Origin of the sequence: Thioalkalivibrio sp. ALE28, from assembly GCF_000377425.1 — a bacterium.
Lineage (GTDB): Bacteria > Pseudomonadota > Gammaproteobacteria > Ectothiorhodospirales > Ectothiorhodospiraceae > Thioalkalivibrio.
This window is the reverse complement of the sequence record NZ_KB898100.1, coordinates 26,046-50,467: the sequence shown is the minus strand read 5'-3', so window position 1 is coordinate 50,467 and position 24,422 is coordinate 26,046. Positions and strand designations below refer to the sequence as shown.

The window sequence follows — 24,422 nt, the reverse complement described above, 5'->3', positions numbered from 1 at the left end:
CCCGGCCGAAGGCACACGGCCCGCATGCGGAACGTGCGATTCCGGCCGGGTTTCCCTACCATTCGCGCATGGATGTCTCCCCCCTGCTTGATTCCCTGAACCCGGCCCAGCGCGAGGCCGTGGCCGCCCCGCCGCAGCCGCTGTTGGTGCTGGCCGGCGCCGGCTCCGGCAAGACCCGCGTGCTGGTGCACCGCATCGCCTGGCTGATCGGCGTGGAGGGCGTGGCCCCGCACAGCCTGCTGGCGGTCACCTTCACCAACAAGGCGGCGGCCGAGATGCGCGGGCGCATCGAGGCGCTGCTGGGCCACCCGGCCACCGGGCTGTGGGTCGGCACCTTCCACGGCCTGGCCCACCGCCTGCTGCGCCAGCACTGGCAGGAGGCGAAACTGCCGCAGGGCTTCCAGATCCTCGACTCCGACGATCAGCTGCGCATGGTCAAGCGCGTGCTGCGCGGCCTGGAACTGGACGAGGCGCGCTGGCCGCCGAAGCAGGCGCAGTGGTACATCAACGCGCGCAAGGACGAGGGCTCGCGCCCGGAACACCTGCCGGATACCGGCGACCCCGTCGCGCGCCAGTGGGTGCGCGTCTACACCACCTACCAGCAGGCCTGCGAGCGCGCCGGGGTGGTGGACTTCGCCGAGCTGATGCTGCGCTCGCTGGAGCTGCTGCGCGACAACAAGGCGCTGCTGGAGCACTACCGCACGCGCTTTCGCCATGTGCTGGTCGACGAGTTCCAGGACACCAACGACATCCAGTACGCCTGGCTGCGCCTGCTGGCCGGCGACAGCCCGGTGTTCGCGGTGGGCGACGACGACCAGTCCATCTACGGCTGGCGCGGCGCGAAGATCGAGAACATCCAGCACTTCCAGCAGGACTACCCGGGCACCCAGGTCGTGCGCCTGGAGCAGAACTACCGTTCCAGCGCCAACATCCTGAACGCGGCCAACGCCTTGATCCGCCACAACGCCGGCCGCCTCGGCAAGGAGCTGTGGACCGAGGACAAGGAGGGCGCGCCGGTGCGCCTGTACACCGCGCTGAACGAGCAGGAAGAGGCGCGCTTTATCGCCGAGACCATCGCCCGCCATGTGGACGAGGGCGGGCTGTACCGCGAGTGCGCCGTGCTCTACCGCTCCAACGCCCAGTCGCGCGTGCTGGAAGAGACCTTCATCGGCCGGCGCATGCCCTACCGCGTCTACGGCGGCCTGCGCTTCTTCGAGCGCCAGGAGATCCGCGACGCCCTGGCCTACCTGCGCCTGGCCGTCAACGGCGATGACGACGCCGCGTTCCTGCGCGTGGTCAACCAGCCGCCGCGCGGGATCGGCGAAAAGACCCTGGAGGGCCTGCGCCAGGCGGCCCAGGCGGCGGACACCAGCCTGCTTCAGGCGGCCGCCCACGCGGTGGATGCCGACGCCCTGCCCGGGCGCGCGCGCAACGCGGTCGCCGGCTTCGTGCAGCTGGTCCGCGATCTGCAGCAGGAGCTCCCGCGCCAGCCGCTGGCGGACCAGGTGGAGCAGGCGATCGAGCGCGCCCAGCTGCGCGAGCACTACAAGAAGGAGAAGGGCGAGCGCGGCGAGGCGCGTCTCGAGAACCTGGACGAACTGGTGGGCGCGGCGCGCGCCTTCGACATGGAATCCACCGCCGAGAGCGAGGAAGGCGAGGGCAATCGCCTGACCGAATTCCTCGCCCACGCGGCGCTGGAGGCCGGCGAGGGCGCGGCCGACCCGCACGAGGACGCGGTGCAGATGATGACCCTGCACTCTGCCAAGGGCCTGGAGTTCCCGCTGGTGTTCCTGACCGGCATGGAGGAGGGCCTGTTCCCCAACGCGCGCTCGTTGGAGGAGCCGGGCCGGCTGGAGGAGGAGCGCCGCCTGGCCTACGTCGGTATGACCCGCGCCGAGAAGGAGCTGTACCTGATCCACGCCGAGACCCGTCGGTTGTACGGGCGCGAGTCCTACAACGTCGCCTCGCGCTTCATCAACGAGATCCCGGAGGACGCGCTGGAGGTGCTGCGCCCGCAGGCCTCGCCCTACGGCGCCGGACGCTTTGCGGCGGCCCGGCAGAAGACGGCGGGCTTCGGGTCCATGGATGCACAGGCCGCCGAGGCCTCCGCCGCGGGCCTGGCCATCGGCGCCCGTGTGCATCACGCGAAGTTCGGCGAGGGCCTGGTCACCCAGTTTGAGGGCTCCGGCAACTCGGCGCGGGTACAGGTGAACTTCGCCCACGCCGGCCCCAAGTGGCTGGTGCTCAGCTTCGCCAAACTGGAGGTTCTGGGTTAGGCGGAATGCCGCTTTTTTCACCAACGAGAACACAGAGGGCACGGAGAAGGGCCAGGGCGATTTACAGGAAGGTGGGGAGACAGGAAGAGAAGGGCTGGATTAATAGGGCTGGCATTGTGAGCGTAGCGCGGCAATCTTTTCGCTAACACTGGCGGGACTCCCAACCCGATCGCCACGTCGCTTCGCTTCTCGCGATGACGTACTCAATAGCGACACGATGCGATTCGCTGCGCTCGCCACATCGTGCCCCTCTTCGCAGGGTTTCTGGTGCAAACGCCCTTGATCCCCTTCGTATCTTCGTGCGCTTCGTGGTGACACAAAAAAGCCCCGCCGAGGCGGGGCTTGTGAGCATCGAGCCGAATGGCGATCACTCGATCTTGATGTAGGCGAAGCCTTCCTCGTTCTGCAGTTCGGCCACGCGCACCACGCCCGAGGGGACGAAATTCACGTGGTCGTAGATCAGATCCTCGTCGAGGCCGATCTGCGAGCGGGTGATCTCGCACAGCTCCAGTTGCACGCCATGGGTGCTTGCGAGGCTCATCAGGCGGCCGCGCAGGGTCTCGCGCTCTTCCTTCAGTTCCTCGTCGGCCTCGAACGGCGTATCGGCGAGATTGTCGTCGGTCAGGAAGCGGATGCCGTGGGCCACGAACACGATGCGCACGTCGGCGTCGATGAACTCGTTCTGGTAGTGCGTCATCATGTTATTGATGCTGGTCAGCATCGCGGAGAAGCGGCGCGGGTCGGCGAAGTCGGCGTGATAGACCACCTTGGCCTCCGGCTCGAAGGCCTTGGCCTGGGGCATGAAGGCCAGGCTCGCGACCAGCAGGGTGGCCAGCAGGAGGGCCATGCCCGCGGCGGTTGCCGAGGTGGTTTGAAGGGTCCGGGGAAAGCGGTTCATCGTGGTCTCCTTTGTATGGTGTTGTTTCTTTCTAGAGTAGACGCCCCGGAACCCCCCTGTCATTCCCGCCACGCCCCGCTCCCGGTTGACGCGCAGCCGGCCCGGCGGTATGCTCTGCCGCCTTTTCCAGAACCTAGCGATTCAACGCGAGGGAAGTACTTTGGCGAATATTGCTTCTGCCCGTAAGCGGGCCCGTCAGGCGGTCAAGAACCGCGCCCACAACATGGCGCTGCGCTCCCGTTTCCGTACGGCCATGAAGGCCGTGCTGAAGCCGCTGCACAAGGGCGATGCCCAGGCTGCCGCCGAGGCCTACAAGTCGGCCGTGCCGGTGATCGACAAGACCGTGAGCAAGGGCCTGATCCACAAGAACAAGGCGGCCCGTCACAAGAGCCGTCTGAACGCCCGCATCCGCGACCTGGCCCAGGGCTAAGCCCCCGGGCATCTGGCCGGCCTCGCGCCGGCCGCGGATAGCTGAATCGCGAAGCCGCGCCCCGCAAACGGGCGCGGCTTTTTGCGTGGGTGGCATCCGGCGCGCCCCTGAACGTATTCCTCGCCGCTATCCCCCGTCATCGCGAGTCGCACAGCGACGTGGCGAGCTCTCGGGGTACCCGCGACTGCCGCGTTCCTTCCACAATGAGGGTTACGGGAGCTGAAAGACGCGCGCCTCGCCCTCGCCGCGCGGGTCGGAGGCGGCCTCCAGACGGTCGGCCTCGGGCTCCCACAGGATGGCGTGCATGTCGCCGAACGGGCGGACCTGAGGCACCAGCTGGTGCCCGCGCGCGACCAGCTGGCCGCGCAACTCGGCATCAAAGGCGCCGGTCTCGTGCTCGACCCGGTCCGGCAGGTACTGGTGGTGATAGCGCGGAGCCGCCACCACATCCTCGATGGACTGTCCCTCGAGCACCCCGAGGATGCCGTGCAGCACCATGGTGATGATACGGCTGCCCCCGGGCGTCCCCAGGATCGCCACCCGCTCGCCGGTGTCGACGAAGGTCGGGCTCATGCTCGACAGCGGCCGGCGCTGCGGGGCGATGGCGTTGGCCTCGAAGCCGACCAGGCCGTAGGCGTTGGGCTCGCCCGGTTTCGCCGAGAAGTCGTCCATCTCGTTGTTCAGGAGCACACCGGTGCCGGGCACCACATAGCCGGCGCCGAAGGGGTAGTTGAGGGTCAGGGTAGCCGCGACGCGGTTGCCCTCGGCATCGATCACGGAGAAATGCGTCGTCTGGCGGCTCTCGGTGGCGGCGGCCTCCGGGTGGTCGGCCTTCGGATCCACCGACAGCGGCAGGTAGCGGCTGGGGGTGGCCGTGTCCGGATGGATCGTGGCGCGCAGTCCGGCGGCGTAGTCGCGCGACAACAGCCGCTCCAGCGGCATCTCGACATGATCCGGATCGCCCAGATACTCGGCCCGGTCGCGGTACGCGCGGCGCATGGCCTCGATGGTCAGATGGGCGCGCATGTCCGGCGCCAGCGCCTCGAGGTCATAGAATGAAAGGATGTTCAGGATCTGCCCCAGTGCCACCCCCCCGGAGGATGGCGGGGATGCCGTGGTGATCTCGGCCCCGTGGTAATCGAGTCGGATCGGGTCGCGCTCGACCACCGCGTAACCGGCGAGGTCGTCCAGCGTCCAGATCCCGCCCGCCTCGCGCACCCCCGCGACCAGCTGCTCGGCCAGTTCGCCGGTATAGAACCCGTCGCGGCCGGCGTCCGCCAGGCGCCGCAGGGTTGCGGCCAGATCCGGCTGGCGCAGGGGCGTCCCTTCGTCCGGCAGCTGGCCGTCGTCCAGGTAGATGCCGCGCGCGTCTGCCCCGTCGCGCAGGGTCTGGTGGCGGAACCCCGCCATCTGCCGATAGCGACCGCTGACGGGGACACCGTCTTCGGCCAGACGGATCGCCGGGGCCAGGCTGTCCGCCAGCGACAGACGCCCGTAGTTCCGCGCGATGTGATCGAGGCCGGCCGGCATGCCGGGGATGCCCGCCGCCAGCACGCCGTCCAGTGACAGTCCATCGACCACCTCGCCTTCCGCATCCAGATACATGTCGCGATGCGCCGCGGCCGGGGCGGTCTCGCGGGCGTCGACCATCACGCTGCGGTTCGAGTCGGCCTCGTACAGCAGGAAGAACCCGCCGCCCCCGAGGCCGGAGCCATAGGGTTCGGCCACGCCCAGCGCGGCGGTGATGGCCACGGCGGCGTCGAAGGCATTGCCGCCGTCGCGCAGCACGGCCTCGCCGGCCTCGCTGGCCGCGGGGTGGGCAGTGGCCACCGCATGCTGCCCGGGTCCGGCCCAGGCCAGCGGGGCGGCCAGTGCCAGGGTGACAAGGACGGCGCCGCGCAGGAGGGGTCGATGCCAGTCCACGAGGTTGCCTACTTCGCGGCCATCAGGGCTTCATACTTGGCCTGGAGCTGTTCGCGGGTCTCCTTGTGATCCGGGTCCAGCGGGATGCAGTCGACCGGGCAGACATCCTGGCACTGCGGCTCGTCGAAGTGCCCGACACATTCCGTGCACAGATTGGGGTCGATCTCGTAGATCTCGTCACCCGGGTAGATGGCCTCGTTCGGGCACTCGGGCTCGCAGACATCGCAGTTGATGCATTCGTCGGTGATCATCAGGGCCATGGGCCAATCCTCGTATCCAGTCGCAGGGCCCGGCCGCTAGCGCTCCAGGCCGTTTTGTTCGGCCAGCATGCGCGCCACGCCGGGGCTCACGAATTTTGAGACGTCGCCACCCAGACGGGCGATTTCCCGTACCAGACTCGAGGAGACGAAGCTGTATTCCTCGGCCGGTGTCAGGAACAGGGTTTCGACCTCCGGCGCCAGCTGGCGGTTCATCGCCGCCAGCTGGAATTCGTGTTCGAAGTCGGACACCGCCCGCAAACCGCGCAGGATCACGTTGGCGCGCTGGGCGTGGACAAAATGCGCCAGCAGTACGTTGAACCCCTGCACCTCGACGCCGGGGATTTCGCCCACGGCCTCGCGGGCCAGGGCCACGCGCGTCTCCAGCGGGAAGGCCGGGCCCTTGTTGGGATTGGCGGCCACCGCGATCACCACGCGATCGAACAGGCGGGCGGCCCGGCGCACGATATCGGTGTGACCATGCGTGATGGGATCGAAGGTGCCGGGGTAGATAGCGGTAACGGACATGGGCGAAAGGCCGGCCGGGAAAGCCCCCATTAGACCCCAAGCACCGCAAGCAGACAAAATGCGCCCGCCGCACCGCAACCAGGGAATGCCCCATGAGTGACGACTACCGCCCTCCGCTTGCCGAATACTGGGATCAGCTCGAGTCCCGCTACGGTGGCGGCTTCAATTTTCACCAGATCTCGCGCGACGAACTGGCGCAACTGGTGGAACACCTGCGCCACGCCGTGAAGGAAGACCCGCAGGTCACGGATGTCGAGAAACAGAACCTGGGCCTGGTCCTCAAGCACGCTGAACAGACGCTCGAGAAGCGCAAGTAGGCGCGCCGCACACGCCCCGGCCGGAGAGGACCGGCGTGCGCCGCGCAAGCGTGCACCCGCCTAATGGCGCTCCGGTAAAGCCGCGGAGTCCATCGTCGCGGCACAAGGCGGCAGGGCGCGGCATTCGGCCCCCGTGTCCGGCGCATCCGCCGCCGCACCGAGGGTGCGAGCGTAGCTGCCCGGCCCCGCCAGACCGGCCGCACAGCTTGCCGCCTCGCGCGCTTGCTCACCGCACTCGCGGGCGATCAGTACATGCGCCAGGTTGTTCCACCCTTCGTGACGCGCCGGATCACGCTCCACGAGGTTCCGCAGGGCGTCCTCGGCCGTGGTCAGGTCGCCCTGGGCAAACGCCACGTTGGCCCGGCCCACATAGGGGATGGCCTCGTCGGGCCAGCGCTCCATCGCCGTTTCATAGCCAGTGGCGGCCGCCGCGAGGCGTCCGGTCTGCTCCAGCTCGTTGACCGCTCGCAGCCAGCGCAGGGGCGTGGCCGTTGCCGGCAGGGTGTCCGGTGCCATCACCAGGAAGGCCCAGCGTTCCCCGCGGGCCCAGGTCCGCTCGAAGCGGGCAAACGAGTTCACATGGCGCTGGATGGGGCCGCTGCGCAGGAAGATCTCGCGATCTTCCAGGTCATAGCCGATCACCACCGCGAAGTGCCATTCCGGGATCAGGGCCACGCCGAGGTTTTGGAACACCACCACCGGGTTGCCGGCGGCCACTTCGCGCAGGACGGTTTCCAGTTGCGGCTCGATGCGGTAGGCGACCTGGTCGCGGGCCCGCACCGCCGCGCGCATCTCGGCCTGGAGACTGCCCTCGCGGCCGGGGAGGTAGACCTCCTCGATCAGGTCGTCCAGCGCGGCGTCGATGCCGCGGGCGTTCAGGGCCGTGGCCAGGGCGGCGGGGCCGCACTGGTATTGCTCCTGCGGGAAGAAGGGCGTGTCCGTCAGTTCCACGCGGGTCGGCAGGTCGGCCGGGCGCTCGCTCGCCAGGCTCGCGCTCTGCGGCGCGGTGGCGCAACCGCCCAGGGCGAATGCGCCCATCACCAGGCCGAACACAAGAACGGCGAGCCCGGAGGCTCGCCGTCGGTTCCACGATGCCATGACCGCGTCAGCGGTTGGCGCGCGCCGGACCCACGAACGAGAAGATGTCGGTCACGCCGACCGCATCGAGGATCACGAACACCACGAACACGATGGCGACCACACCGAGGGCGCTGGCGGCGCCGGCCGGGTCGGTCTCCATGTGCGCCTCCAGGCGGGCGAGTTCCTCGTCGGTCAGACGCGCCACGCGCTGCTCGGCCCGTTCGGGGTCGACCCCCATCTCGATCAACTGGGCACGGACCTCGGCGTCATTGAGCTGTTCCAGCAACTGGGCGCGGGTGTCATCCGCGCTGGCCTGCTGGATCATGCTGCCGGTGTCGAGCATGCCCACGCCGGCGAAGGCCGGGGTGGCGGGCAGCAGGGTCAGCGTCAGCGCGACCAGGAAGGCCGCAGGGGCGGACAGGACTTGGCGAAACGAAGGGACGCGCATGGACAGACTCCTCGAATGGGGACGGGGTGCATAACGCTTACGAGTGTAGCGCGCCCACGGCGCAAGGGAACCGGCCGCGAAGAAAAATCGCGGCCGGAATCACAGGCCTCAGCTTTCGTCGGGGGCGTCAACCACGTTGATCTCGTACTCCAGGACCTCGACCCCGCGCGCCCAGGCCCCACCGCACACCGAGTTGTCACGCGTGCGTTCCTGGGTCTCGCCCGGACCGAGGGTGCGCCACAGGCGGGTGGTCGTGCGGACATCGTCCTCCAACTCGCCGGGGCAGTTGTAGGCGGTCTTGGTGACGCGCACCTCCAGCCAGTCGTCGGTGTTGTTGGTCGCCCGCCATTGGCCGCGCACGTTGGCACAGCCGTATTCGCGCATGCGGTACTCGAAGGTGACCTCGTCCGGCGAGCCATCGGCCGGCGCGAAATAGGCGCCCTGCGCGGCGACCTGGCCTGGCGCCAGGAATGCGGCGGCCAGGACGCTGGCGGCCGACAGGGCAAACGTGCGGTTCAGGATTCGCGTGTACATCGTTTCCTCCATCCGGTATCCGGTGTTGGCGCCCGTCTTGCGCGGGCTTGCAGTGCTGTAGACTCCGGAACCGCCCGTTTTGTGCCGATCCCGGTTGTCCGGCGGGGTTTTTCGCCTGCCCGCCTGGATCTTGCATCCCATCCTCGCAAACCGACCTGAAACGCATATGAACGAGATCATCCCCGACTCGACCCTGACCTGCCCGGAGTGCGGCCATCAGAAGACCGAGACGATGCCCACCGATGCCTGCCAGTGGTTCTATGAGTGCACCGGCTGCGGTGCCCTGCTGAGGCCGTTGCCGGGGGATTGCTGCGTCTTCTGTTCCTACGGGTCCGTGCCCTGTCCGCCGATCCAGCAGGAGGGCCCCGGTGCTTGCTGTACCCCCGGGAGGCCTTAGGGTCCGTAGTCCGCGTATCTACTCGGTCTTCACGTCGAATGGCGGGCAGCGTTTTGGCAACAGCTCGCCGCGGATGCGCGGGTAGCAGGGCAGGCCCCGTTCGAATGGCGGGGCATCCTCGCCCTGTATCAGCGGGCGCAGGTAGTCGCGCGCGGCCTGGGTGATGCCGTAGCCATCCGGGGTGATGTAGTTGCGCGGCATGCCCTGCTCGATGTCCGCGACGGTCTCCAGCGGGGTAAAGCCGATGCTCCAGCGGTACGGCTGGTTGGAGTCCCGGCGAATGATCGGCATGAAGGCGTCCTCGCCGGCCACCACCCCCTCCACCGCCGCGCGACCGCAGGCATAGGCCTGCTCCACGTCCACCTTCGATGCGATATGGCGCGAGGCGCGCTGGATATAGTCCACCACGGCCCAGTGCAGCTTGTGGCCGGTCTTTTCGCGGATCAGTTCGGCCAGGCGCGGGGCGGCACCGCCGAGCTGGGTATAGGCGTACACGTCGTGACTCTGCGCGACCGAGAACAACTCCCCGTCCGGGTTCTTGATGCCCTCGGAGACGACCACCACGCAGTAGCCGTGGCGCTCGATGGTCCGGTTCAGGTGGTCGAGGAAGTCGTCCTGGTCGAACGGGACCTCGGCGAACAGGATCAGCATCGGCGGCTGACCGTCGAACTCCTGCGCCAGCGCCGCGGCGGCCGCCAGCCAGCCGGCATGCCGACCCATCACCTCCATCACGAACACCTTGGTGGAACTGGTGTGCATGGACTCGACGTCCAGGCTGGCCTCGCGCACTGCCGTGGCGATGAACTTGGCGGCCGAGCCGAACCCCGGGCTGGAGTCGGTCACGGCAAGGTCGTTGTCGATCGTCTTCGGCACCCCAATCGCCTTGATCGGAAAGCCCATGCGCTCGCCCATCTTTGCGATCTTCAAGGCGGTATCCATGGAGCCGCCACCGCCGTTGTAGAAGAAGGTGCCGATGTCATGGGCGCGGAAGACCTCGACCAGGCGCTCGTATTGTTGCGGGTCCTTGTCGGGGTCACCCAGATCGAAGCGGCAGGAACCGAACGCACCGCCCGGCGTATGGCGCAGGGCGGCGAGGGTCAGCGGGTCCTCCTGGTCGAGGTCGATGATCTCTTCGCGCAGCACACCCAGGATGCCGTCGCGCGCCGCATAGATCTTGCCGAAATGGGCCGGGTGGGCGCGCACCGCCTCGATCACCCCCCAGGCGCTGGCGTTGATGACGGCAGTGACTCCGCCCGACTGGGCGTACAGCGCGTTCTGCGGCATGCGAATCCTCCATTTCCTGTTGGTTCCCGAAGGCCGAGCAAACACAGTGCCAGGCCGATCACGCCACGATCAGTACCGTGGATCGGCCACTCCGGGTGCTTTTGCTACACTATGCCGCCTTTGACACCCGGCGCGCCGGGGCCGTTCGCCCCGCGACGGGGCTGCTGTGCCCCATTTCGCGCCGTGTCGCCCGATTCACAACAGCATCAGGATTGCATCATGCATATCGGTACCACTCTGACCAACTGCATTATCGAAACCCAGCGCGGCATCCAGGGCGCGACCGGCGAATTCACCGGTCTGCTGAACGACATCTCCGTGGCGTGCAAGAAGATCTCCGACCTCGTCGACAAGGGTGATCTGGTCGGCGTGCTCGGCTCGGCCGGCTCCGAGAACGTGCAGGGCGAGACGCAGAAGAAGCTCGACATCATCACCAACGAGGTGTTCATCGAGAGCCTGAGCCACAACGGCCACGCCGCCGGCCTGGCCTCCGAGGAGATGGACGAGATCTGCGAGATGCCGGCCAACGAGCCGCGCGGCCACTACCTGGTGCTGTTCGATCCGCTGGACGGTTCCTCGAACATCGATGTGAACGTTTCGGTCGGCACGATCTTCTCCATCCTGAAGGCCCCGGAAGGCGTCACCGATCCCAAGACCGAGGACTTCCTGCAGCCGGGCACCAAGCAGGTCGCCGCCGGCTACTGCCTGTACGGCCCGTCCACCATGATGGTGATGACCACCGGCCAGGGCGTGAAGATGTTCACCCTGGACAAGGACTTCGGCGAATTCCTGCTGACCAAGGACAGCGTGCAGATCCCGGAAGACACCCAGGAGTTCGCGATCAACATGTCCAACAGCCGCTTCTGGGAGGCCCCGGTCAAGCGCTACATCGACGAATGTCTGGCCGGCAAGGAAGGCGAGCGCGGCAAGGACTTCAACATGCGCTGGGTCGCCTCCATGGTGGCCGAAGTGCACCGCATCCTGTCGCGTGGTGGTGTGTTCCTGTACCCGATGGACACGAAGATGCAGGCCAAGGGCACGGCCGGCAAGCTGCGCCTGATGTACGAGGCCAACCCGATGAGCTTCATCATCGAGCAGGCCGGCGGCGCCGCCACCACCGGCCGCGAGCGCATCATGGACATCAGCCCCGAGGGCATCCACCAGCGCGTACCGGTGGTCCTGGGCGCGAAGAACGAAGTGGAGCGCATCACCGGCTACCACAACGAGGGCTGATCGCCACGCCCCGGCAGCGCAAGCCCGGCCCCGCAAGGCGCCGGGCTTTTTTGTGCCTGTCCGACGAAATTTGTAACGATCATTACATTGTTGATATACATGTAACATGGCTTCTCCGGATACCGACTGGCAACTACTCATCCTCGCCTTTCAGAGCGGGCAGGACTCGACCCGGGTCCGGCTCTGGCGCGCGCTGAAGGCGCTGGGCTCCGCCACGCTGCGCGACGGCGTCTACCTGCTGCCCAATCGCCCGGATCTGCGCGACGCTCTGCTGGAACTGGCGGAATCCGCACGGGCGGCGGGCAACCAGGCCTACCACCTGCCGGTGGCGGCCAGCGCCGAGGAGCAGGCGCACTACCGCAGCCTGTTCGATCGCGAGGCCGAGTACCGTACGCTGCAGACCAACGCCGAGACCCTGCTGGGCCAGCTGCCCGGACTGGGCGAGGCCGAACTGCTCAAGCGCCTGCGCCAGGTCCATCGCGAGGCGGAGCAGCTGCGCCGCACCGATTACTTCCCGGGCCCCGGACGCGGCCCGCTGGAGGCCCAGCTGGCCCGGCTCGAAGCCGCAGCCCAGTCGATGCTCTCGCCGGACGAACCATCGCCCGCGCCGGATTCCGGAATCCCCCGCCTGGACCCGGCGGACTACCGGGGCCGGCTATGGGCCACGCGCGCGGCCATGTGGGTGGACCGGGTCGCCAGTGCCTGGCTGATCCGCGAATTCATCGACCCGGAAGCCCACTTCGTCTGGATTCCCACCCCGGCCGACTGCCCGCCCGAGGCCCTGGGCTTCGACTTCGACGGGGCCGCCTTCACCCACGTTGGCGACCGCGTCACCTTCGAGGTCCTGCTGGCCGCCTTCGGTCTGGAGCGCCACAGCGGTCTGGCCGGACTGGCCGAGATGGTGCACTTCCTGGACGTGGGGGGGCGCCCCATCCCCGAGGCGGCGGGCTTCGAAAGCATCCTGACCGGGGCCAAACAGCAGTGCGCGGACGACGACGCCCTGCTGGCCCGCGTGACCCCGGTGCTGCACGACCTCCGCCAGGCCTATGAACAACAATCCGGACACAACACCGAATGACCGATCCCCGACACTCCGCGACCCAACGACCCGACCCTCCCACCCGGACCGAGGCCTTTCGCTACTGGCTTAAACTCGGCTTCATCAGCTTTGGCGGTGCCGCCGGGCAGATCGGGATGATGCACGAGGAGCTGGTGGAGCGGCGCCGCTGGGTCTCCGAGAACCGCTTCCTGCATGCGCTGAACTACACGATGGTGCTGCCGGGTCCCGAGGCGCAGCAGCTGGCGACCTATCTCGGCTGGCTGCTGCACGGGACCTTCGGCGGTCTGATGGCCGGGCTGCTGTTCATCCTGCCTTCGCTGTTCCTGATGATCGGTTTGTCCTGGGTGTACCTGGCCTTTGGCGATGTACCGGCGGTGGAGGCCGTGTTCTATGGCATCAAGCCGGCGGTGGTCGCGATCATCGTCTACGCGGGCTGGCGCATCGGCGGACGGGTACTCAACAATGGCCTGCTGTGGCTGATGGCCATTGCGGCCTTCCTGGCGATATTCGCGCTCAACATCCCGTTCCCGTACATCATCATCACGGCGGGTATCCTCGGCTGGCTGGGCAGCCGCGTCTGGCCAGAGCGCTTCCAGAGCGGCGAATCGCACGGGGCCGGCAGTGTCGAGTCCCGTGGCCCGGCGGTGGTGGACGACGACACGCCACCCGCCCCCTGGATGCAGTTTCGCTGGTCGCGGGTGGTCCGCTTTCTGGTGGTGGGCCTGGGCCTGTGGGCTGCCGTGTTCGGCGCCCTGCTCGCGGTGTTCGGCTGGGACGCCACGCTGACCCGCATGGGGCAGTTCTTCACTCAGACTGCGCTGGTCACCTTCGGCGGGGCGTATGCAGTACTGCCTTACGTATACCAGGGCGGGGTGGAGACCTATGGCTGGCTGAGTCCGACGCAGATGATCGACGGCCTGGCCCTGGGCGAATCCACGCCCGGCCCGCTGATCATGGTGGTGACCTTCGTCGGCTTCATCGGTGGCTGGACGCAGGCCTTTCTCGGGCCGGACCAGATCGTGCTGGCCGCCCTGCTGGGTGCGCTGGTCGCGACGTTCTTTACCTTCCTGCCGTCGTTCCTGTTCATCCTGGTCGGGGCACCGCTGGTCGAGCGCACCCGCGGGGACCTGCACTTTACCGGCCCGCTGACGGGCATCACCGCCGCTGTGGTCGGGGTGATCGTGAACCTTGCCGTCTTCTTTACCTGGCACGTCCTGTGGCCGGACGGGTTCGAAGGGGCCTTCGAATGGTTCTCCGCCCTGCTGGGCATCGCCGCCTTCATCGCCCTGGCCCGCTTCCGGGTCGGGATTATCCCGCTGATCGCTGTCTGTGCCGCTCTGGGCGCCGGGTATCAGCTTCTGCTCTAGGAGTACGTGACATGCTGAAAAACACACGCAACAGGGCCCTGCTTGTTCTGGCCCTGGCGGCTTTTGTTCTAAGCCCGATGCTCGCGGCCAAGGAGGCGCCCATCCTGCCGGAACCCGAAGCTGTCTCGGACCATGCCCACGCCTGGATCGGGCCGTACGGCGGGCCGGACACCGAGAACCAGGGGTTTCGCATGAACCTCGGCTATGTGGTCGGCGAAGACGCCGTGGCCGTGATCGATTCCGGCCACACCCCGGAGATGGCCAAAGAGATGCTGGAGCATATCCGCGCCACGACGGACAAGCCGGTGCGCTACGTGATCAACACCAACTCGCAGCCACACCGCTTTATGGGCAATGACGTCTTCCGCGAGGCCGGCGCCGACATCCTGGCCGCGCCCGGGGCCGCCGACCGCATGCAGGGCAGCGCCTCGATGTTCGCCATGCAGCTCGAGAACGCGCTGGATCGGCCGGAAGGCTCCACCGAGCACCCGGAACCGCCAAACGTAATGGTCGAGGATCGCAAGGAACTGGACCTGGGCGGCGTCACCCTGGCCGTTCGCCACGTGGGCAGCGCCCACACCCACGGCAGCCTGATCGCGGTGGTCGAGCCCGACAACGTCGTATTTGCCGGCGACGTGCTCTATGGCGGTCGCCTCCTGGCCATCCTTCCCGACGGCAGCATGGAGGGCTGGCTGCAGGCCTACGAACTCCTGCAGGATGAATACGCGGATGCGAAATTTATCCCGGGACACGGTGAACCGGGGGCCTTGTCGACCTTCGACCACCCGACCCACGACTACCTGCGCGCGCTGTGGGACCACATGTTCGAAGCGGCAGACATGGGCACCGATATGCAGTCCGCAATCCGCGCCTTTGACGACTCGCCCTGGCAGGACCTGGCCGACTTCGACGACCTGGCGCCGCGCAACACGAATATCGCCTATCAGGAGGCCGAACTAGCCCTGTTCTGACCGCCCCGGCTGCATTTCGCCCGGCGCCCACCCGGGGTCCCTAAACCACGCGGCCTTCGGGTTGCGCGTCCGGGTTTTGGTGCAGGGTGGTCAGGTTGGCCACGGTGGTGTCGGCGATGTTGGTCAGCGCCTCGTGGGTCAGGAAGGCCTGGTGGCCGGTGACCAGCACATCGTCGCGCTGCATTAGCCGCGCCAGGCGCCGGTCCGGAAGACCGGCCAGCGACCAGTCGTGGAAGAACAGCCCCGCCTCGGCCTCGTAGACATCCAGTGCGAATCCGCCCAGCTGACCCGAGTCCAGTGCGACCTCGGCGGCATCGGTATCCACCAGCGCCCCGCGCGCCGTATTGATCAGAAAGGCCCCTCGCGGCATTCGCGCCAGGGTGTCGGCATTGATCATGTGCCGGTTCTCCGGTGTCATCGGGCAGCTCAGGCTCACCACCGAGGACGCGGCCAGCAGCGTGTCCAGGTCCTGATACTCCACCCCCGCGGCCTGCAGCTCCGCATTCGGGTACGGGTCGTGCGCGAGCACCCGGCAGCCAAAGCCGAGCATGATCCGCGCGAAGGCCTGGCCGATCCGCCCGGTGCCCACCACACCCACGGTACGCCCGACGAGATCAAAGCCCGTCAGATGGTCGAGCCGGAAATCGCCGCGTCGGGTCCGCTCCCAGGCCCGGTGCACCCGGCGGTTCAGCGTCATCAACAGGGCGACGGCATGCTCCGCGATCGCGTTCGGGGAGTAGGCCGGAACCCGCCCCACGCGCACGCCGCGCTCGCGGGCCCGCGCCACATCCAGATTGTCGTACCCGGAGCAGCGCAGCGCGATCACGTGGATGCCCTGATCCGCCAGCCCGTCAATCACCCGGCGGTGCAGGTCGTCGTTGGTGAATACGCAGACCGCATCCGCACCCCGGGCCAGGTGCGCCGTCTCCGCAGTCAGGCGCTCGGCGTACACCACCGGCACCATTTCGGCGGCCACCAGCGCCGGTATCAGGTGCTCGCGATCATGCTGCTGGGTACTGAAGACGGCGACCTTCATCGCATCCCCCGGACAGTGGTTGGGCCAAACTCCAGCATAACCGGGAAAGGTTACACCCTGATTGGCTCGCGAGTCGGGATGGCCACACTCGGTTTCGAGCCACACGTAGCGAGTTCGCTACTGCGTGTGGCAAACGCTCCGGTAGCGATTCCAGCATGTGGTCGCCACACAAGCCGCCTATACCCCTACTGCCACTGCAGGGTGCTTTCCACTGACCCCGCGCTCTTTCCGGGGGTTCAAGCTGGCTAGTTCAGACGAGGTCGCGGGGGATCCGGACATCCCAGTTGCGGGCATATACCCTGCGTTCACCCTCGTACGCATCCAGCTGTGCGTGGATCTGGAACTCGGTGGGGGTCGAGGTGAGGACCGTTCGGGTCACCGTGCGCACTTCCCAGTCGCCGCGCCGGAAGCCACGTTCCCAGAGGGTTTCCCCGCGCGCGGAGTTGAAATCGTCGCCGCGGTAGCTGTACCACTCCAGCGCCTTGCGCTGCATCTCCAGATTCAGGTCATCCAGCTGGACGGTCCCCGCGTCATTGGTAACCGCGAGGGTCGATTCGTCCTCGGCCAGGTCGCGGATCACGCGCCAGTTGTGCTGCTGGGGGGTCAGCTGGTGGACGGACGTCGAGGGTGGACCACCCTCGGGTGGCGGAAAGGCGATGCCGGCGTCCAGCTCTTCCCGCCGCCCCCGTCGTGGCAGGAGCAGACGGCTTGCCCCCGCCATGATCCGCAGCCGCACGGGCTGCGGCGCCGGCCATGCCAGCGGGAAATACGACGTGGACAGCGACAATCGGATACGGTGCCCCGCCGGGAATTGCTGGCCCACGTCGTTGAACTTGATCCGGACCCGGTAGGTTGTGTCGGGTTCCAGCGGCTGCGGGGTCTCCGCGCCTTCGCGGTGGGTCAGGTTCAGCAGCCCGTAGGTGACACGGGTGGCCTTGTCGTCGGCCGCCACGTCGGACAGCCGCGCCGCCACCATGGCGACGGGCCGGTCGACCCGTAGCTGCAACTCCAGCACTGCGGCACCCAGGATCTCCAGCGGTTCCTCCAGTGGGGCACTGGTGAATACCAGGGCACCCCCGTCCTCTTCGCGCTGGTCGTGCGGCAGGTCGGGTGTCGCTGCATACGAGCACCACTTACCGGCAAAAAGTCCCACGCTCAGCGGTGACTGCAGCGTCATCTCGCGCTCCGGAGACGCGGCCGACGCGTGTTCCAGCCGCCCCGGCCAGGCCAGGGTCAATGGCTCCATCTCGACGTTCTTCGAGGGCCAGCAGGGTTCGCCCACCCAGCGCCCCGGGCGTTCCTCGTAGCGAGTGGTCGGCGGGACGCTGTCCTGGATCCAGGCACGCAGCATCGGCTCGTCCATGATCCCGTTGTCGACGCCCTTCAGCCAGTGATCCCACCAGCGCAGGCACTCCTGCAGGAAGCCGATCGCCGGGCCGGGCACGCCCTGATGCGGGTATTTGTGGCTCCAGGGGCCGACCAGGCCCAGGCGGGGTGCCTGGAGGTTGGCCAGCAGGCGGAACACGGCGTTGGAGTAGCCATCGGCCCAGCCGCTGACGGCCATCACCGGGATCTGCACCGCGGACCAGTCCTCGCAGATCGAACCGTGCTTCCAGTAGTCGTCGCGGCGCTGGTGGCGCAGCCACTTCTCCAGCCACAGCCCGCTGCCCTCCAGGCGCTGGAACCACATCTCGCGCCAGCGCTCGCCCACGATCTCCGGATCGGGGGGCAGGGAGTTGTAGGCGAACATGGTCGAGGCCCAGGACAGGTTGTCGCCCAGCAGGCAGCCACCCATGTGGTGGACGTCGTCGGCGTAGCGGTCATCGGTGGAACAGACGCTGACCACCGCCTTCAGCTCCGGCGGCTGCAATGCCGCGATCTGCAGGCCGTTGAAGCCGCCCCAGGAGATGCCGATCATGCCGACGCTGCCATTGCACCAGGGCTGCTCGCCCATCCAGCGCAGGACCTCCACGCCGTCATTGAGCTCCTGCTGCAGGTACTCGTCCTCCAGTACCCCCTCGGAGTCGCCCGATCCGCGCAGGTCCACCCGCAGACAGGCGTAGCCGTGACCGGCGAAGTAGTGGTGGATCGCGTCGTCGCGCAGGCGGGTCGAGTCGCGCCGGCGATACGGGATGTATTCCAGGATTGCGGGGACGGGCCGCTGTTCGGCGCCCTCGGGGCGCCACAGTCGGGCGGCCAGGTGCGTACCGTCGGACAGCGGGATCGGGATGTATTCCTCGATTGCCACGGGGCAGGAAAGGTCGGTGACTGTTTTCACGTCGGCACGTTCTCCTCACGGCGGGGCGTGACGGGCTCGAATGCCATGGGCAGTCGCTCCATGACGCGCACGTAGGTTCGTTCCAGGTCGGTGTGATTCGCAGCTCCCAGAAACAGTGTCGCCACCTCGTAGGAATAGCTGTCCTGCCAGCACAGCTCCGACAGCAGCATGCCCTCCTCGACCTCGATCTGAATGACCAGTCCCGGGAACTCGGCCTCGACGGCCGCAATCTCGGATGCCGTCGGAACCCGCACGACCCGCGCGTCCTGATGCCGCCGAACCATGAACTTGGCCGCACACGCGAATTCCCCCTGGCGATGCGGCATGGCGGGCTCGCGGCCCAGTCCGAGGTCGATCATCACCTGGTGGTGGTAGCAGCCATCGACCATCCGGAACAGCGGGGCGTGGGACTTGGAGATCCGGGTATTGATCTCCAGCAGCCAGATCCGGTCCGTGGCCTCGTCCCAGTAGAACTCCATGTTGAACGGGGCGCAGTCATAGCCCACCTGGCGGATCACGCGGTCCGCGATCTCGCCCATGCGCGCCTGCACCCCATCCGGCAAGGTCGACGGATACTGGTAGCGCGAGAACGACGAGCCGGCCGCACCCTCGCGCAGGGAGTCGACCGCACCATAGATCCGGACCTCGCCCTGCCAGGCATACCCCTCCAGGGTGCACTGGCGCCCCTCCGATATCAGGGCCTCGACGATGCAGTGGTTGCCGTCGATTCCGGCCACCTCCGGCGGCAACGTCGCGTGCCCCAGGACATGGTTGAAGGGTTCGCCAAAGCGATCGATCTCCCGGCGGATCCGCTGCATGGCACGCCGGAAGTCATCCGCATCGCCGATACGAAAGCCGAGATAGGAGAGCACCGACTTCACCGGTTTGATCCAGAACGGAAAGGCCAGCGTGACCTCGCGCAGGGGATCGCTGGAAAACGGGTTGACCGCACAGGAGGCCGGGATGTTTTCGGGCACCACGCGGGCCTGTTCCAGCCGGCTCCAGTACTTGTGTTCGCACTTCAGTACGCTTTCAAGGGTCGGCCCCGGCAGGTCCGCGGCCTGTCGCAGGATGGGCAGGATCGTGCTCACCGGGAAGTCCCAGAATCCGACCACGGCATCCACCGTGCCGGGAAACCGCTGCAACCGTTCGCGACCCTCGGTCAGTATCCGTTGGATCGGAAACCGGGCACAGGGCTTGACCTCCGCGCGCGTGAAGAGCGCGTGGAAGGCATAGTCCTCCGCCCCGGGCAGGGTCCGGAGCTGGGCCAGATGAAAGTCATCCAGACCGACCACAAAGATGTTGCGCTTCACCGGCGCCCCCGAAATCGCCACTGCCACCTCCGGGCCACCGGCCGTCAAGATCGCATCACGTCTTTCCCGGAGTGTGGCACGTATCGGCGCTATTTCCAGTCCGTCACGCGCTGGATCATGGTCGGCACCTGGCGCAATATGAGTGGCACCCGGGTCGGCGGGGCCTGCTTGCCTGCCGTTCGGAGCCACTGACCGGGAGTCGCCGATGGACGTGATCTCGCCAAAAGCCGTGGATACGCTGATCCGTCTGCTGGCCGGTGATGGCTACGAGGTGGTGGGTCCGACGCGGCGCGACGGGGCGATCGTCTACGACCGCGTGCAAGGCCTGGATGACCTGCCGGCGGGCTGGGGGGACGAGCACGCCCCCGGCCACTACCGCCTGCGCGAGCGTGACGACGCGGCCCTGTTCGGCTATGTGGTCGGGCCGCACTCCTGGAAGAAATACCTGTTTCCCCCGCAGGAGACCCTGTTCCGCCTGACCCGCCAGGCGGACGGCAGCTTCACCACCGAGCCGGGCGAATCCGACGCGCCGCCGCGTGCGTTCATCGGCATGCGCGCCTGCGAGCTGGCGGCGATCGGCGTGCAGGACCGGGTGTTCCTCGGCCAGGCGGTGCAGGACCGCGGCTATGCAGCGCGGCGTCGGGACGTGTTCATGGTCGCGGCCCACTGTGCCGAGCCCGGCGGCACCTGCTTCTGTGCCTCGATGGACACTGGGCCCCGTGCGCGGGAGGGCTTCGATCTGGCCCTGACCGAGGTGGTCGACGCCACGCAGCATTTCCTGGTCGCCGAGGCGGGGAGCGTGGCCGGGCGCGCGGTGCTCGACCGGCTGGAGCCGCGCCCGGCCACGGACGCCGAGCACGCCGCCGCCGAACGCGTCTGGGCCGAGGCGCCGGAAAAGATGGGCCGACAGATGCCGGCGGACGCCCGCGAGGTGCTGAACCGGGCCTTCGAGCACCCGCGCTGGGAAGAGACGGCCGAGCGCTGCCTGTCCTGCTCCAACTGCACCCTGGTCTGCCCCACCTGTTTCTGTTCCCAGGTCGAGGAGGTGCCCGATCTGGAAGGTCTGCGCACCGAGCGCCTGCGGCGCTGGGACTCCTGCTTCAACCAGGAGCACTCGCATCTGGTCGGCGGCGCTCACCGCGACTCGGTAGCCGCACGCTATCGCCAGTGGATCACCCACAAGCTGGCGACCTGGCACGACCAGTTCGGCACCTCCGGCTGCGTCGGCTGCGGGCGCTGCATCACCTGGTGTCCGGTGGGGATCGACATCACCGAGGAGGTCACCGCGGTGCGCCGCGATCCGGAGGGCCGGGCATGAACGAGCTCCTGGCGATCCTCGAGGAGCAGCCGTTCTTCGCCGACATGGAGCCGGAACACCGGCGCCTGCTGGCGGCCTGCGCAGCCAAGTGCGGTTACCCGGCCGGCACCCGGCTGATGCGCGACCACGAGCCGACGGAGACCTTCTGGCTGATCCGCGAGGGCCAGGTCGCACTGGAGAGCCCGCTGCGCGAAGGCTGCGTGACCTTCCAGACCCTGGGGCCCGGCGATATCCTCGGCTGGTCGTGGCTGCTGCCGCCGTATCGTGCCAGTTACGACGCCCGGGCGATCACCGATCTGCAAACCCTGCACTTCGATGCCGGCGTGCTGCGTGAACATATGGAGGCCGACCCGGCGTTCGGCTACATGCTGATGAAACATTTCTCCGCACTGATCGTGCAGCGGCTGCAGGCCGCGCGGCTGCAGGCGCTGGACATCTACAGCCACGGAGGCCCCGGGGATGGCACCTGAGACCCTGCAGCCCCGCGCCGACAGCGCCCTGCCGGAACAGGCGATGGCGCCGCAGCCCTGGCGCATCCATTCGGTGCGCCCGGACGTTGCCAGCAACGAGGTGTTCAGCTGGACGCTGTACCCGGAGCCGGGGGTGGAGCCGGGGCCGCCGCCGGCGCCCGGGCAGTTCAACATGCTCTACCTGTTCGGCGTGGGCGAGGTGCCGATCTCGGTGTCCGCGATCACCGAGGACGGCGGCATCGTGCACACCACGCGCGCGGTGGGCAGCGTCACCCGCGCGATGCAGGATCTGGGACCCGGCGCGGTGGTCGGCCTGCGCGGCCCGTTCGGCACGGCCTGGCCGCTGGAACAGGCACACGGCCGCGACCTGGTGCTGGTCGCCGGCGGCATCGGTCTGGCCCCGCTGCGGCCGGTGATCCACGCGACGCTCGAACGGCGCGACGACTTTGGCCATGTGGTGATCTGCTACGGCGCCCGCTCGCCCGGTGACATGATCTTTCGTGACGAGCTGGAGGCCTGGGGCGCGCGCGACGATCTCGATCTGCGCATCACCGTGGATCGCGGCACCGCCGCCTGGCGCGGCGATGTCGGCGTGGTCACCCAGCTCGTCGATCGTGGCGGCTTCGATCGGCGCAACACGCTGGCGATGACCTGCGGCCCGGAGGTGATGATGCGCTTCGCGGCGTCCTCGCTGGAGCGCCGTGGCCTGAAGCCGGAAGACATCTACGTCTCCATGGAGCGCAACATGCGCTGCGCGGTGGGCTTTTGCGGGCACTGCCAGATCGGGGCGCATTTCGTCTGCCGCGACGGCCCCGTGTTCCCCTACCCGGTGATGGAACCGGCCTTCCGGATACGCGAACTATGAGACGGGAACAACCTACCCTCGCCGTATTCAAGTTCGCCTCCTGCGACGGCTGCCAGCTCTCGCTGCTGGACTGCGAGGACGAGCTGCTGGCGGTGACCGACCGGATCCAGATCGCGCACTTCCCCGAGGCCACCCGCACCCGCATCGACGGGCCCTGGGACCTGACGCTGGTGGAGGGCTCGATCACCACGCCGGAGGCGGCCGAAGAGATCCGCGAGATCCGCCGCGCGTCGAAGTTCCTGGTCACCATCGGCGCCTGCGCCACCGCCGGCGGCATCCAGGCCCTGCGCAACTTCGCCGATGTCGAGGCGTTCACCCGTCAGGTCTACGCCCACCCGGAATACATCGAGACCCTGGCCACCTCGGATGCGATCAGCCAGCACGTGCCGGTGGACTTCGAGCTGCGCGGCTGCCCGATCGACAAGTACCAGCTGCTGGAGGTCATCAGCGCCTTCCTCTACGGCCGCCGCCCGCAGGTCTCCAGCGCCAGCGTCTGCGAGGAGTGCAAGCGGGCGGGGCAGGTCTGCGTGATGGTCGCCCACGGCACGCCCTGCCTCGGCCCGGTCACCCACGCCGGCTGCGGCGCGCTGTGCCCCGGCTGCCACCGCGGCTGCTACGGCTGCTTCGGCCCCAAGGAGACGCCCAACGCGCCCGGTCTGTCCGGGCAGCTGGAGGCCCTCGGCATGGAGCGCGCCACCCGCGTGCGCTTCTACCGCACCTTCAATGCCGGCGCCGACGCCTTCCGCGAGGAGAGCGAGCGCGAAGAATCAGGAAACGGACCATGAGCGAGACCCGCACCATCGAAGTCGACTACCTCGCGCGCGTGGAGGGCGAGGGCGCGATGTACGTGCGCACCGAGGGCGACCGCGTGGAGGAGGTGAAGCTGTCGATCTTCGAGGCCCCGCGTTTCTTCGAGGGCTTCCTGCGCGGGCGCGACTTCCGCGAGGCGCCCGACATCACCGCGCGCATCTGCGGCATCTGCCCGATCGCCTACCAGCTGGGCGCCTCGCTGGCGATGGAGGACGTCTGCGGCGTGACCGTGGACGGCGTGCTGCAGGACCTGCGGCGGCTGGCCTACTGCGGCGAATGGATCGAGAGCCACGCCCTGCACGTGTTCATGCTCCACCTGCCGGACTTCCTCGGCTATCCCGACGCGGTCACCGCCGCGAAGGACCACCCGGACATGGTGCGCAACGGCCTGCGCATCAAGAAGATCGGCAACTCCATCCTGCGCCTTTTGGGCGGGCGCGAGATCCACCCGGTCAATCTGCGCGTGGGCGGCTTCTACCGCACGCCGACGCCTGCCGAGGTCGCCGGCCTGCGCGAGGACCTGGCCTGGGGCCTGGAGGCGTCCTGCGAGGTCGCCGAGTTCCTCGCCACCCTCGACTACCCGAACCTGGAACGCGACTACGAGTTCGTGTCGCTCGTCCACCCGGACGAGTACCCGATCACCCATGGCCGGCTCGGATCGAGCAGCGGTCTGGACGCCGCCATCCGTGATTACGACGACGTCTTCACCGAGGAGCACGTCGCCCACTCTAACGCCCTGCACAGCCACCGCTCCGACAGCGGCGAACCGGTGTTCATGGGCCCGCTGGCGCGCTTCGCGCTGAACCGCGAGCGCCTCACCCCGCGCGCCGCCGAACTGGCCGAACGCGCCGGGCTGGGCGCCGCCTGCCGCAACCCGTTCCGCAGCATCCAGGTGCGCATGCTCGAGATCGTGCTCGCCTTCGAGGAGGCCCTGCGCCTGGTCGACAGCTACCGGGACGCGCCGGCCGAACCCGCGCTGCCGGTCACCCCGCACGCCGGCACCGGCTTCGGCGCCACCGAGGCCCCGCGCGGCATCTGCTACCACCGCTACACCATCGACGACGCGGGCATCATCACCGACGCCAAGATCGTCCCGCCCACCTCGGTCAACCAGCCCACCATCGAGGCGGACCTGCGCGAACTGGTGCAGACCCACCTCCACCTGCCGGACGACGAACTGCGCCACCACTGCGAGGTCGCCATCCGCAACTACGACCCCTGCATCTCCTGCGCCACCCACTTCCTCGACCTCACCGTCGACCGCCAGTAAGGCCCTGCGCGAAGGAACGCTTGACTCTACGAGAGCAAAAAACACCATTCTGGTATAAT

The 24,422-nt window shown here is 67.9% G+C and carries 24 protein-coding genes; 13 read left to right on the top strand and 11 right to left on the bottom strand.

What is annotated here, in order from left to right; genetic code table 11:
- The first annotated feature begins 68 nt into the window (after positions 1-68).
- Complete coding sequence (gene uvrD, locus D105_RS0109055; protein WP_018878210.1) at positions 69-2,276, top strand: DNA helicase II; 2,208 nt, start codon at positions 69-71, stop codon at positions 2,274-2,276.
- Positions 2,277-2,643: 367 nt separating this feature from the next.
- On the opposite strand, the gene D105_RS0109050 is transcribed toward uvrD, so the two are convergent.
- Positions 2,644-3,174, bottom strand: a complete 531-nt coding sequence (locus D105_RS0109050; RefSeq protein ID WP_018878209.1) for a DsrE family protein — start codon at positions 3,172-3,174, stop codon at positions 2,644-2,646.
- 160 nt (positions 3,175-3,334) lie between these two features.
- On the opposite strand from D105_RS0109050, the gene rpsT reads away from it, so the two are divergent.
- On the top strand, positions 3,335-3,604 hold the full coding sequence (gene rpsT, locus D105_RS0109045; protein ID WP_018880926.1) for a 30S ribosomal protein S20: 270 nt from the start codon (positions 3,335-3,337) through the stop codon (positions 3,602-3,604).
- Between the two features lie 210 nt (positions 3,605-3,814).
- Here rpsT and ggt read toward each other — a convergent pair whose 3' ends face one another.
- The 3 genes from ggt to coaD are packed head-to-tail and all read right to left on the bottom strand — an operon-like array spanning position 3,815 to position 6,312.
- Positions 3,815-5,527 carry a gamma-glutamyltransferase gene (gene ggt / locus D105_RS0109040; protein WP_018878208.1) on the bottom strand — a complete coding sequence of 571 codons (1,713 nt, stop codon included), beginning with the start codon at positions 5,525-5,527 and terminating at the stop codon, positions 3,815-3,817.
- 8 nt (positions 5,528-5,535) lie between these two features.
- Positions 5,536-5,787, bottom strand: coding sequence for a YfhL family 4Fe-4S dicluster ferredoxin (locus tag D105_RS0109035; protein ID WP_017942992.1), 252 nt, complete (start codon positions 5,785-5,787; stop codon positions 5,536-5,538).
- A 36-nt stretch (positions 5,788-5,823) separates the two neighbouring features.
- Entirely contained in the window at positions 5,824-6,312 is a 489-nt protein-coding gene (gene coaD, locus D105_RS0109030; protein ID WP_018867926.1) for a pantetheine-phosphate adenylyltransferase, read from the bottom strand.
- Between the two features lie 92 nt (positions 6,313-6,404).
- Here coaD and D105_RS0109025 point away from each other — a divergent pair, with 92 nt between their 5' ends.
- Positions 6,405-6,629 (top strand): hypothetical protein, encoded by a 225-nt coding sequence (locus tag D105_RS0109025; RefSeq protein ID WP_018867925.1) that lies wholly within the window; start codon positions 6,405-6,407, stop codon positions 6,627-6,629.
- A 60-nt stretch (positions 6,630-6,689) separates the two neighbouring features.
- On the opposite strand, the gene D105_RS0109020 is transcribed toward D105_RS0109025, so the two are convergent.
- The 3 genes from D105_RS0109020 to D105_RS0109010 all read right to left on the bottom strand — a co-directional run bounded on the left by D105_RS0109020 (position 6,690) and on the right by D105_RS0109010 (position 8,703).
- Entirely contained in the window at positions 6,690-7,667 is a 978-nt protein-coding gene (locus D105_RS0109020; RefSeq protein ID WP_051075169.1) for a PA2778 family cysteine peptidase, read from the bottom strand.
- 67 nt (positions 7,668-7,734) lie between these two features.
- The gene (locus tag D105_RS0109015) at positions 7,735-8,157 is read right to left on the bottom strand and encodes a PA2779 family protein (RefSeq protein ID WP_018867923.1); all 423 of its coding nucleotides are present in this window, start codon (positions 8,155-8,157) and stop codon (positions 7,735-7,737) included.
- A gap of 108 nt (positions 8,158-8,265) precedes the next feature.
- Entirely contained in the window at positions 8,266-8,703 is a 438-nt protein-coding gene (locus D105_RS0109010; RefSeq protein ID WP_018867922.1) for a hypothetical protein, read from the bottom strand.
- Between the two features lie 154 nt (positions 8,704-8,857).
- Between D105_RS0109010 and D105_RS0109005 the strand changes: the two genes are divergently transcribed.
- Positions 8,858-9,088, top strand: coding sequence for a GDCCVxC domain-containing (seleno)protein (locus tag D105_RS0109005; RefSeq protein WP_018878207.1), 231 nt, complete (start codon positions 8,858-8,860; stop codon positions 9,086-9,088).
- Between the two features lie 18 nt (positions 9,089-9,106).
- Here the strand turns inward: D105_RS0109005 and D105_RS0109000 are convergent, their stop codons facing one another.
- On the bottom strand, positions 9,107-10,372 hold the full coding sequence (locus tag D105_RS0109000; protein ID WP_018877010.1) for a 6-phosphofructokinase: 1,266 nt from the start codon (positions 10,370-10,372) through the stop codon (positions 9,107-9,109).
- Positions 10,373-10,591: 219 nt separating this feature from the next.
- Here D105_RS0109000 and D105_RS0108995 point away from each other — a divergent pair, with 219 nt between their 5' ends.
- The 4 genes from D105_RS0108995 (at position 10,592) to D105_RS0108980 (ending at position 15,003) form a co-directional block, all read left to right on the top strand.
- The gene (locus tag D105_RS0108995) at positions 10,592-11,605 is read left to right on the top strand and encodes a class 1 fructose-bisphosphatase (protein WP_018867919.1); all 1,014 of its coding nucleotides are present in this window, start codon (positions 10,592-10,594) and stop codon (positions 11,603-11,605) included.
- 106 nt (positions 11,606-11,711) lie between these two features.
- On the top strand, positions 11,712-12,683 hold the full coding sequence (locus tag D105_RS0108990; RefSeq protein WP_018867918.1) for a chromate resistance protein ChrB domain-containing protein: 972 nt from the start codon (positions 11,712-11,714) through the stop codon (positions 12,681-12,683).
- Entirely contained in the window at positions 12,680-14,032 is a 1,353-nt protein-coding gene (gene chrA, locus D105_RS0108985) for a chromate efflux transporter (protein WP_018878206.1), read from the top strand. Before D105_RS0108990 ends, chrA begins: the two co-directional genes overlap by 4 nt.
- A gap of 11 nt (positions 14,033-14,043) precedes the next feature.
- On the top strand, positions 14,044-15,003 hold the full coding sequence (locus D105_RS0108980) for an MBL fold metallo-hydrolase (RefSeq protein WP_018878205.1): 960 nt from the start codon (positions 14,044-14,046) through the stop codon (positions 15,001-15,003).
- Between the two features lie 40 nt (positions 15,004-15,043).
- Here D105_RS0108980 and D105_RS0108975 read toward each other — a convergent pair whose 3' ends face one another.
- The 3 genes from D105_RS0108975 to D105_RS0108965 all read right to left on the bottom strand — a co-directional run bounded on the left by D105_RS0108975 (position 15,044) and on the right by D105_RS0108965 (position 19,651).
- Positions 15,044-16,039: a 2-hydroxyacid dehydrogenase gene (locus tag D105_RS0108975; RefSeq protein ID WP_018878204.1), complete on the bottom strand. Its 996-nt coding sequence runs from the start codon at positions 16,037-16,039 to the stop codon at positions 15,044-15,046.
- A 250-nt stretch (positions 16,040-16,289) separates the two neighbouring features.
- A complete protein-coding gene (locus D105_RS0108970) occupies positions 16,290-18,287 on the bottom strand; it encodes a CocE/NonD family hydrolase (protein ID WP_018878203.1) in 1,998 nt (665 codons plus the stop codon).
- Between the two features lie 26 nt (positions 18,288-18,313).
- Positions 18,314-19,651, bottom strand: a complete 1,338-nt coding sequence (locus tag D105_RS0108965; protein WP_018878202.1) for an acetyl-CoA carboxylase biotin carboxylase subunit family protein — start codon at positions 19,649-19,651, stop codon at positions 18,314-18,316.
- Positions 19,652-19,835: 184 nt separating this feature from the next.
- On the opposite strand from D105_RS0108965, the gene D105_RS0108960 reads away from it, so the two are divergent.
- Genes D105_RS0108960 through D105_RS0108940 form a run of 5 tightly spaced genes read left to right on the top strand, consistent with a single transcriptional unit; the run spans position 19,836 to position 24,363 of the window.
- Positions 19,836-20,948: a sulfite reductase subunit A gene (locus D105_RS0108960; RefSeq protein ID WP_018878201.1), complete on the top strand. Its 1,113-nt coding sequence runs from the start codon at positions 19,836-19,838 to the stop codon at positions 20,946-20,948.
- Positions 20,945-21,418, top strand: coding sequence for a Crp/Fnr family transcriptional regulator (locus D105_RS0108955; protein WP_018878200.1), 474 nt, complete (start codon positions 20,945-20,947; stop codon positions 21,416-21,418). Before D105_RS0108960 ends, D105_RS0108955 begins: the two co-directional genes overlap by 4 nt.
- Positions 21,408-22,283: an FAD/NAD(P)-binding protein gene (locus D105_RS0108950; RefSeq protein WP_018878199.1), complete on the top strand. Its 876-nt coding sequence runs from the start codon at positions 21,408-21,410 to the stop codon at positions 22,281-22,283. Before D105_RS0108955 ends, D105_RS0108950 begins: the two co-directional genes overlap by 11 nt.
- Entirely contained in the window at positions 22,280-23,068 is a 789-nt protein-coding gene (locus D105_RS0108945) for an oxidoreductase (RefSeq protein WP_018867909.1), read from the top strand. The genes D105_RS0108950 and D105_RS0108945 overlap by 4 nt, the downstream gene beginning before the upstream one ends.
- Positions 23,065-24,363: a Ni/Fe hydrogenase subunit alpha gene (locus D105_RS0108940; protein WP_018878198.1), complete on the top strand. Its 1,299-nt coding sequence runs from the start codon at positions 23,065-23,067 to the stop codon at positions 24,361-24,363. Before D105_RS0108945 ends, D105_RS0108940 begins: the two co-directional genes overlap by 4 nt.
- The last annotated feature ends 59 nt before the right edge of the window (positions 24,364-24,422 follow it).

What these genes read in the sequence shown, in the direction of transcription:
- uvrD (WP_018878210.1), top strand. Translation starts at nt 69, where the DNA reads ATGGATGTCTCCCCCCTGCTTGATTCCCTGAACCCGGCCCAGCGCGAG.
- D105_RS0109050 (WP_018878209.1), bottom strand. Translation starts at nt 3,174, where the DNA reads ATGAACCGCTTTCCCCGGACCCTTCAAACCACCTCGGCAACCGCCGCG.
- D105_RS0109035 (WP_017942992.1), bottom strand. Translation starts at nt 5,787, where the DNA reads ATGGCCCTGATGATCACCGACGAATGCATCAACTGCGATGTCTGCGAG.
- coaD (WP_018867926.1), bottom strand. Translation starts at nt 6,312, where the DNA reads ATGTCCGTTACCGCTATCTACCCCGGCACCTTCGATCCCATCACGCAT.
- D105_RS0109025 (WP_018867925.1), top strand. Translation starts at nt 6,405, where the DNA reads ATGAGTGACGACTACCGCCCTCCGCTTGCCGAATACTGGGATCAGCTC.
- D105_RS0109020 (WP_051075169.1), bottom strand. Translation starts at nt 7,667, where the DNA reads ATGGGCGCATTCGCCCTGGGCGGTTGCGCCACCGCGCCGCAGAGCGCG.
- D105_RS0109015 (WP_018867923.1), bottom strand. Translation starts at nt 8,157, where the DNA reads ATGCGCGTCCCTTCGTTTCGCCAAGTCCTGTCCGCCCCTGCGGCCTTC.
- D105_RS0109010 (WP_018867922.1), bottom strand. Translation starts at nt 8,703, where the DNA reads ATGGAGGAAACGATGTACACGCGAATCCTGAACCGCACGTTTGCCCTG.
- D105_RS0109005 (WP_018878207.1), top strand. Translation starts at nt 8,858, where the DNA reads ATGAACGAGATCATCCCCGACTCGACCCTGACCTGCCCGGAGTGCGGC.
- D105_RS0109000 (WP_018877010.1), bottom strand. Translation starts at nt 10,372, where the DNA reads ATGCCGCAGAACGCGCTGTACGCCCAGTCGGGCGGAGTCACTGCCGTC.
- D105_RS0108995 (WP_018867919.1), top strand. Translation starts at nt 10,592, where the DNA reads ATGCATATCGGTACCACTCTGACCAACTGCATTATCGAAACCCAGCGC.
- D105_RS0108990 (WP_018867918.1), top strand. Translation starts at nt 11,712, where the DNA reads ATGGCTTCTCCGGATACCGACTGGCAACTACTCATCCTCGCCTTTCAG.
- chrA (WP_018878206.1), top strand. Translation starts at nt 12,680, where the DNA reads ATGACCGATCCCCGACACTCCGCGACCCAACGACCCGACCCTCCCACC.
- D105_RS0108980 (WP_018878205.1), top strand. Translation starts at nt 14,044, where the DNA reads ATGCTGAAAAACACACGCAACAGGGCCCTGCTTGTTCTGGCCCTGGCG.
- D105_RS0108975 (WP_018878204.1), bottom strand. Translation starts at nt 16,039, where the DNA reads ATGAAGGTCGCCGTCTTCAGTACCCAGCAGCATGATCGCGAGCACCTG.
- D105_RS0108960 (WP_018878201.1), top strand. Translation starts at nt 19,836, where the DNA reads ATGGACGTGATCTCGCCAAAAGCCGTGGATACGCTGATCCGTCTGCTG.
- D105_RS0108955 (WP_018878200.1), top strand. Translation starts at nt 20,945, where the DNA reads ATGAACGAGCTCCTGGCGATCCTCGAGGAGCAGCCGTTCTTCGCCGAC.
- D105_RS0108950 (WP_018878199.1), top strand. Translation starts at nt 21,408, where the DNA reads ATGGCACCTGAGACCCTGCAGCCCCGCGCCGACAGCGCCCTGCCGGAA.
- D105_RS0108945 (WP_018867909.1), top strand. Translation starts at nt 22,280, where the DNA reads ATGAGACGGGAACAACCTACCCTCGCCGTATTCAAGTTCGCCTCCTGC.
- D105_RS0108940 (WP_018878198.1), top strand. Translation starts at nt 23,065, where the DNA reads ATGAGCGAGACCCGCACCATCGAAGTCGACTACCTCGCGCGCGTGGAG.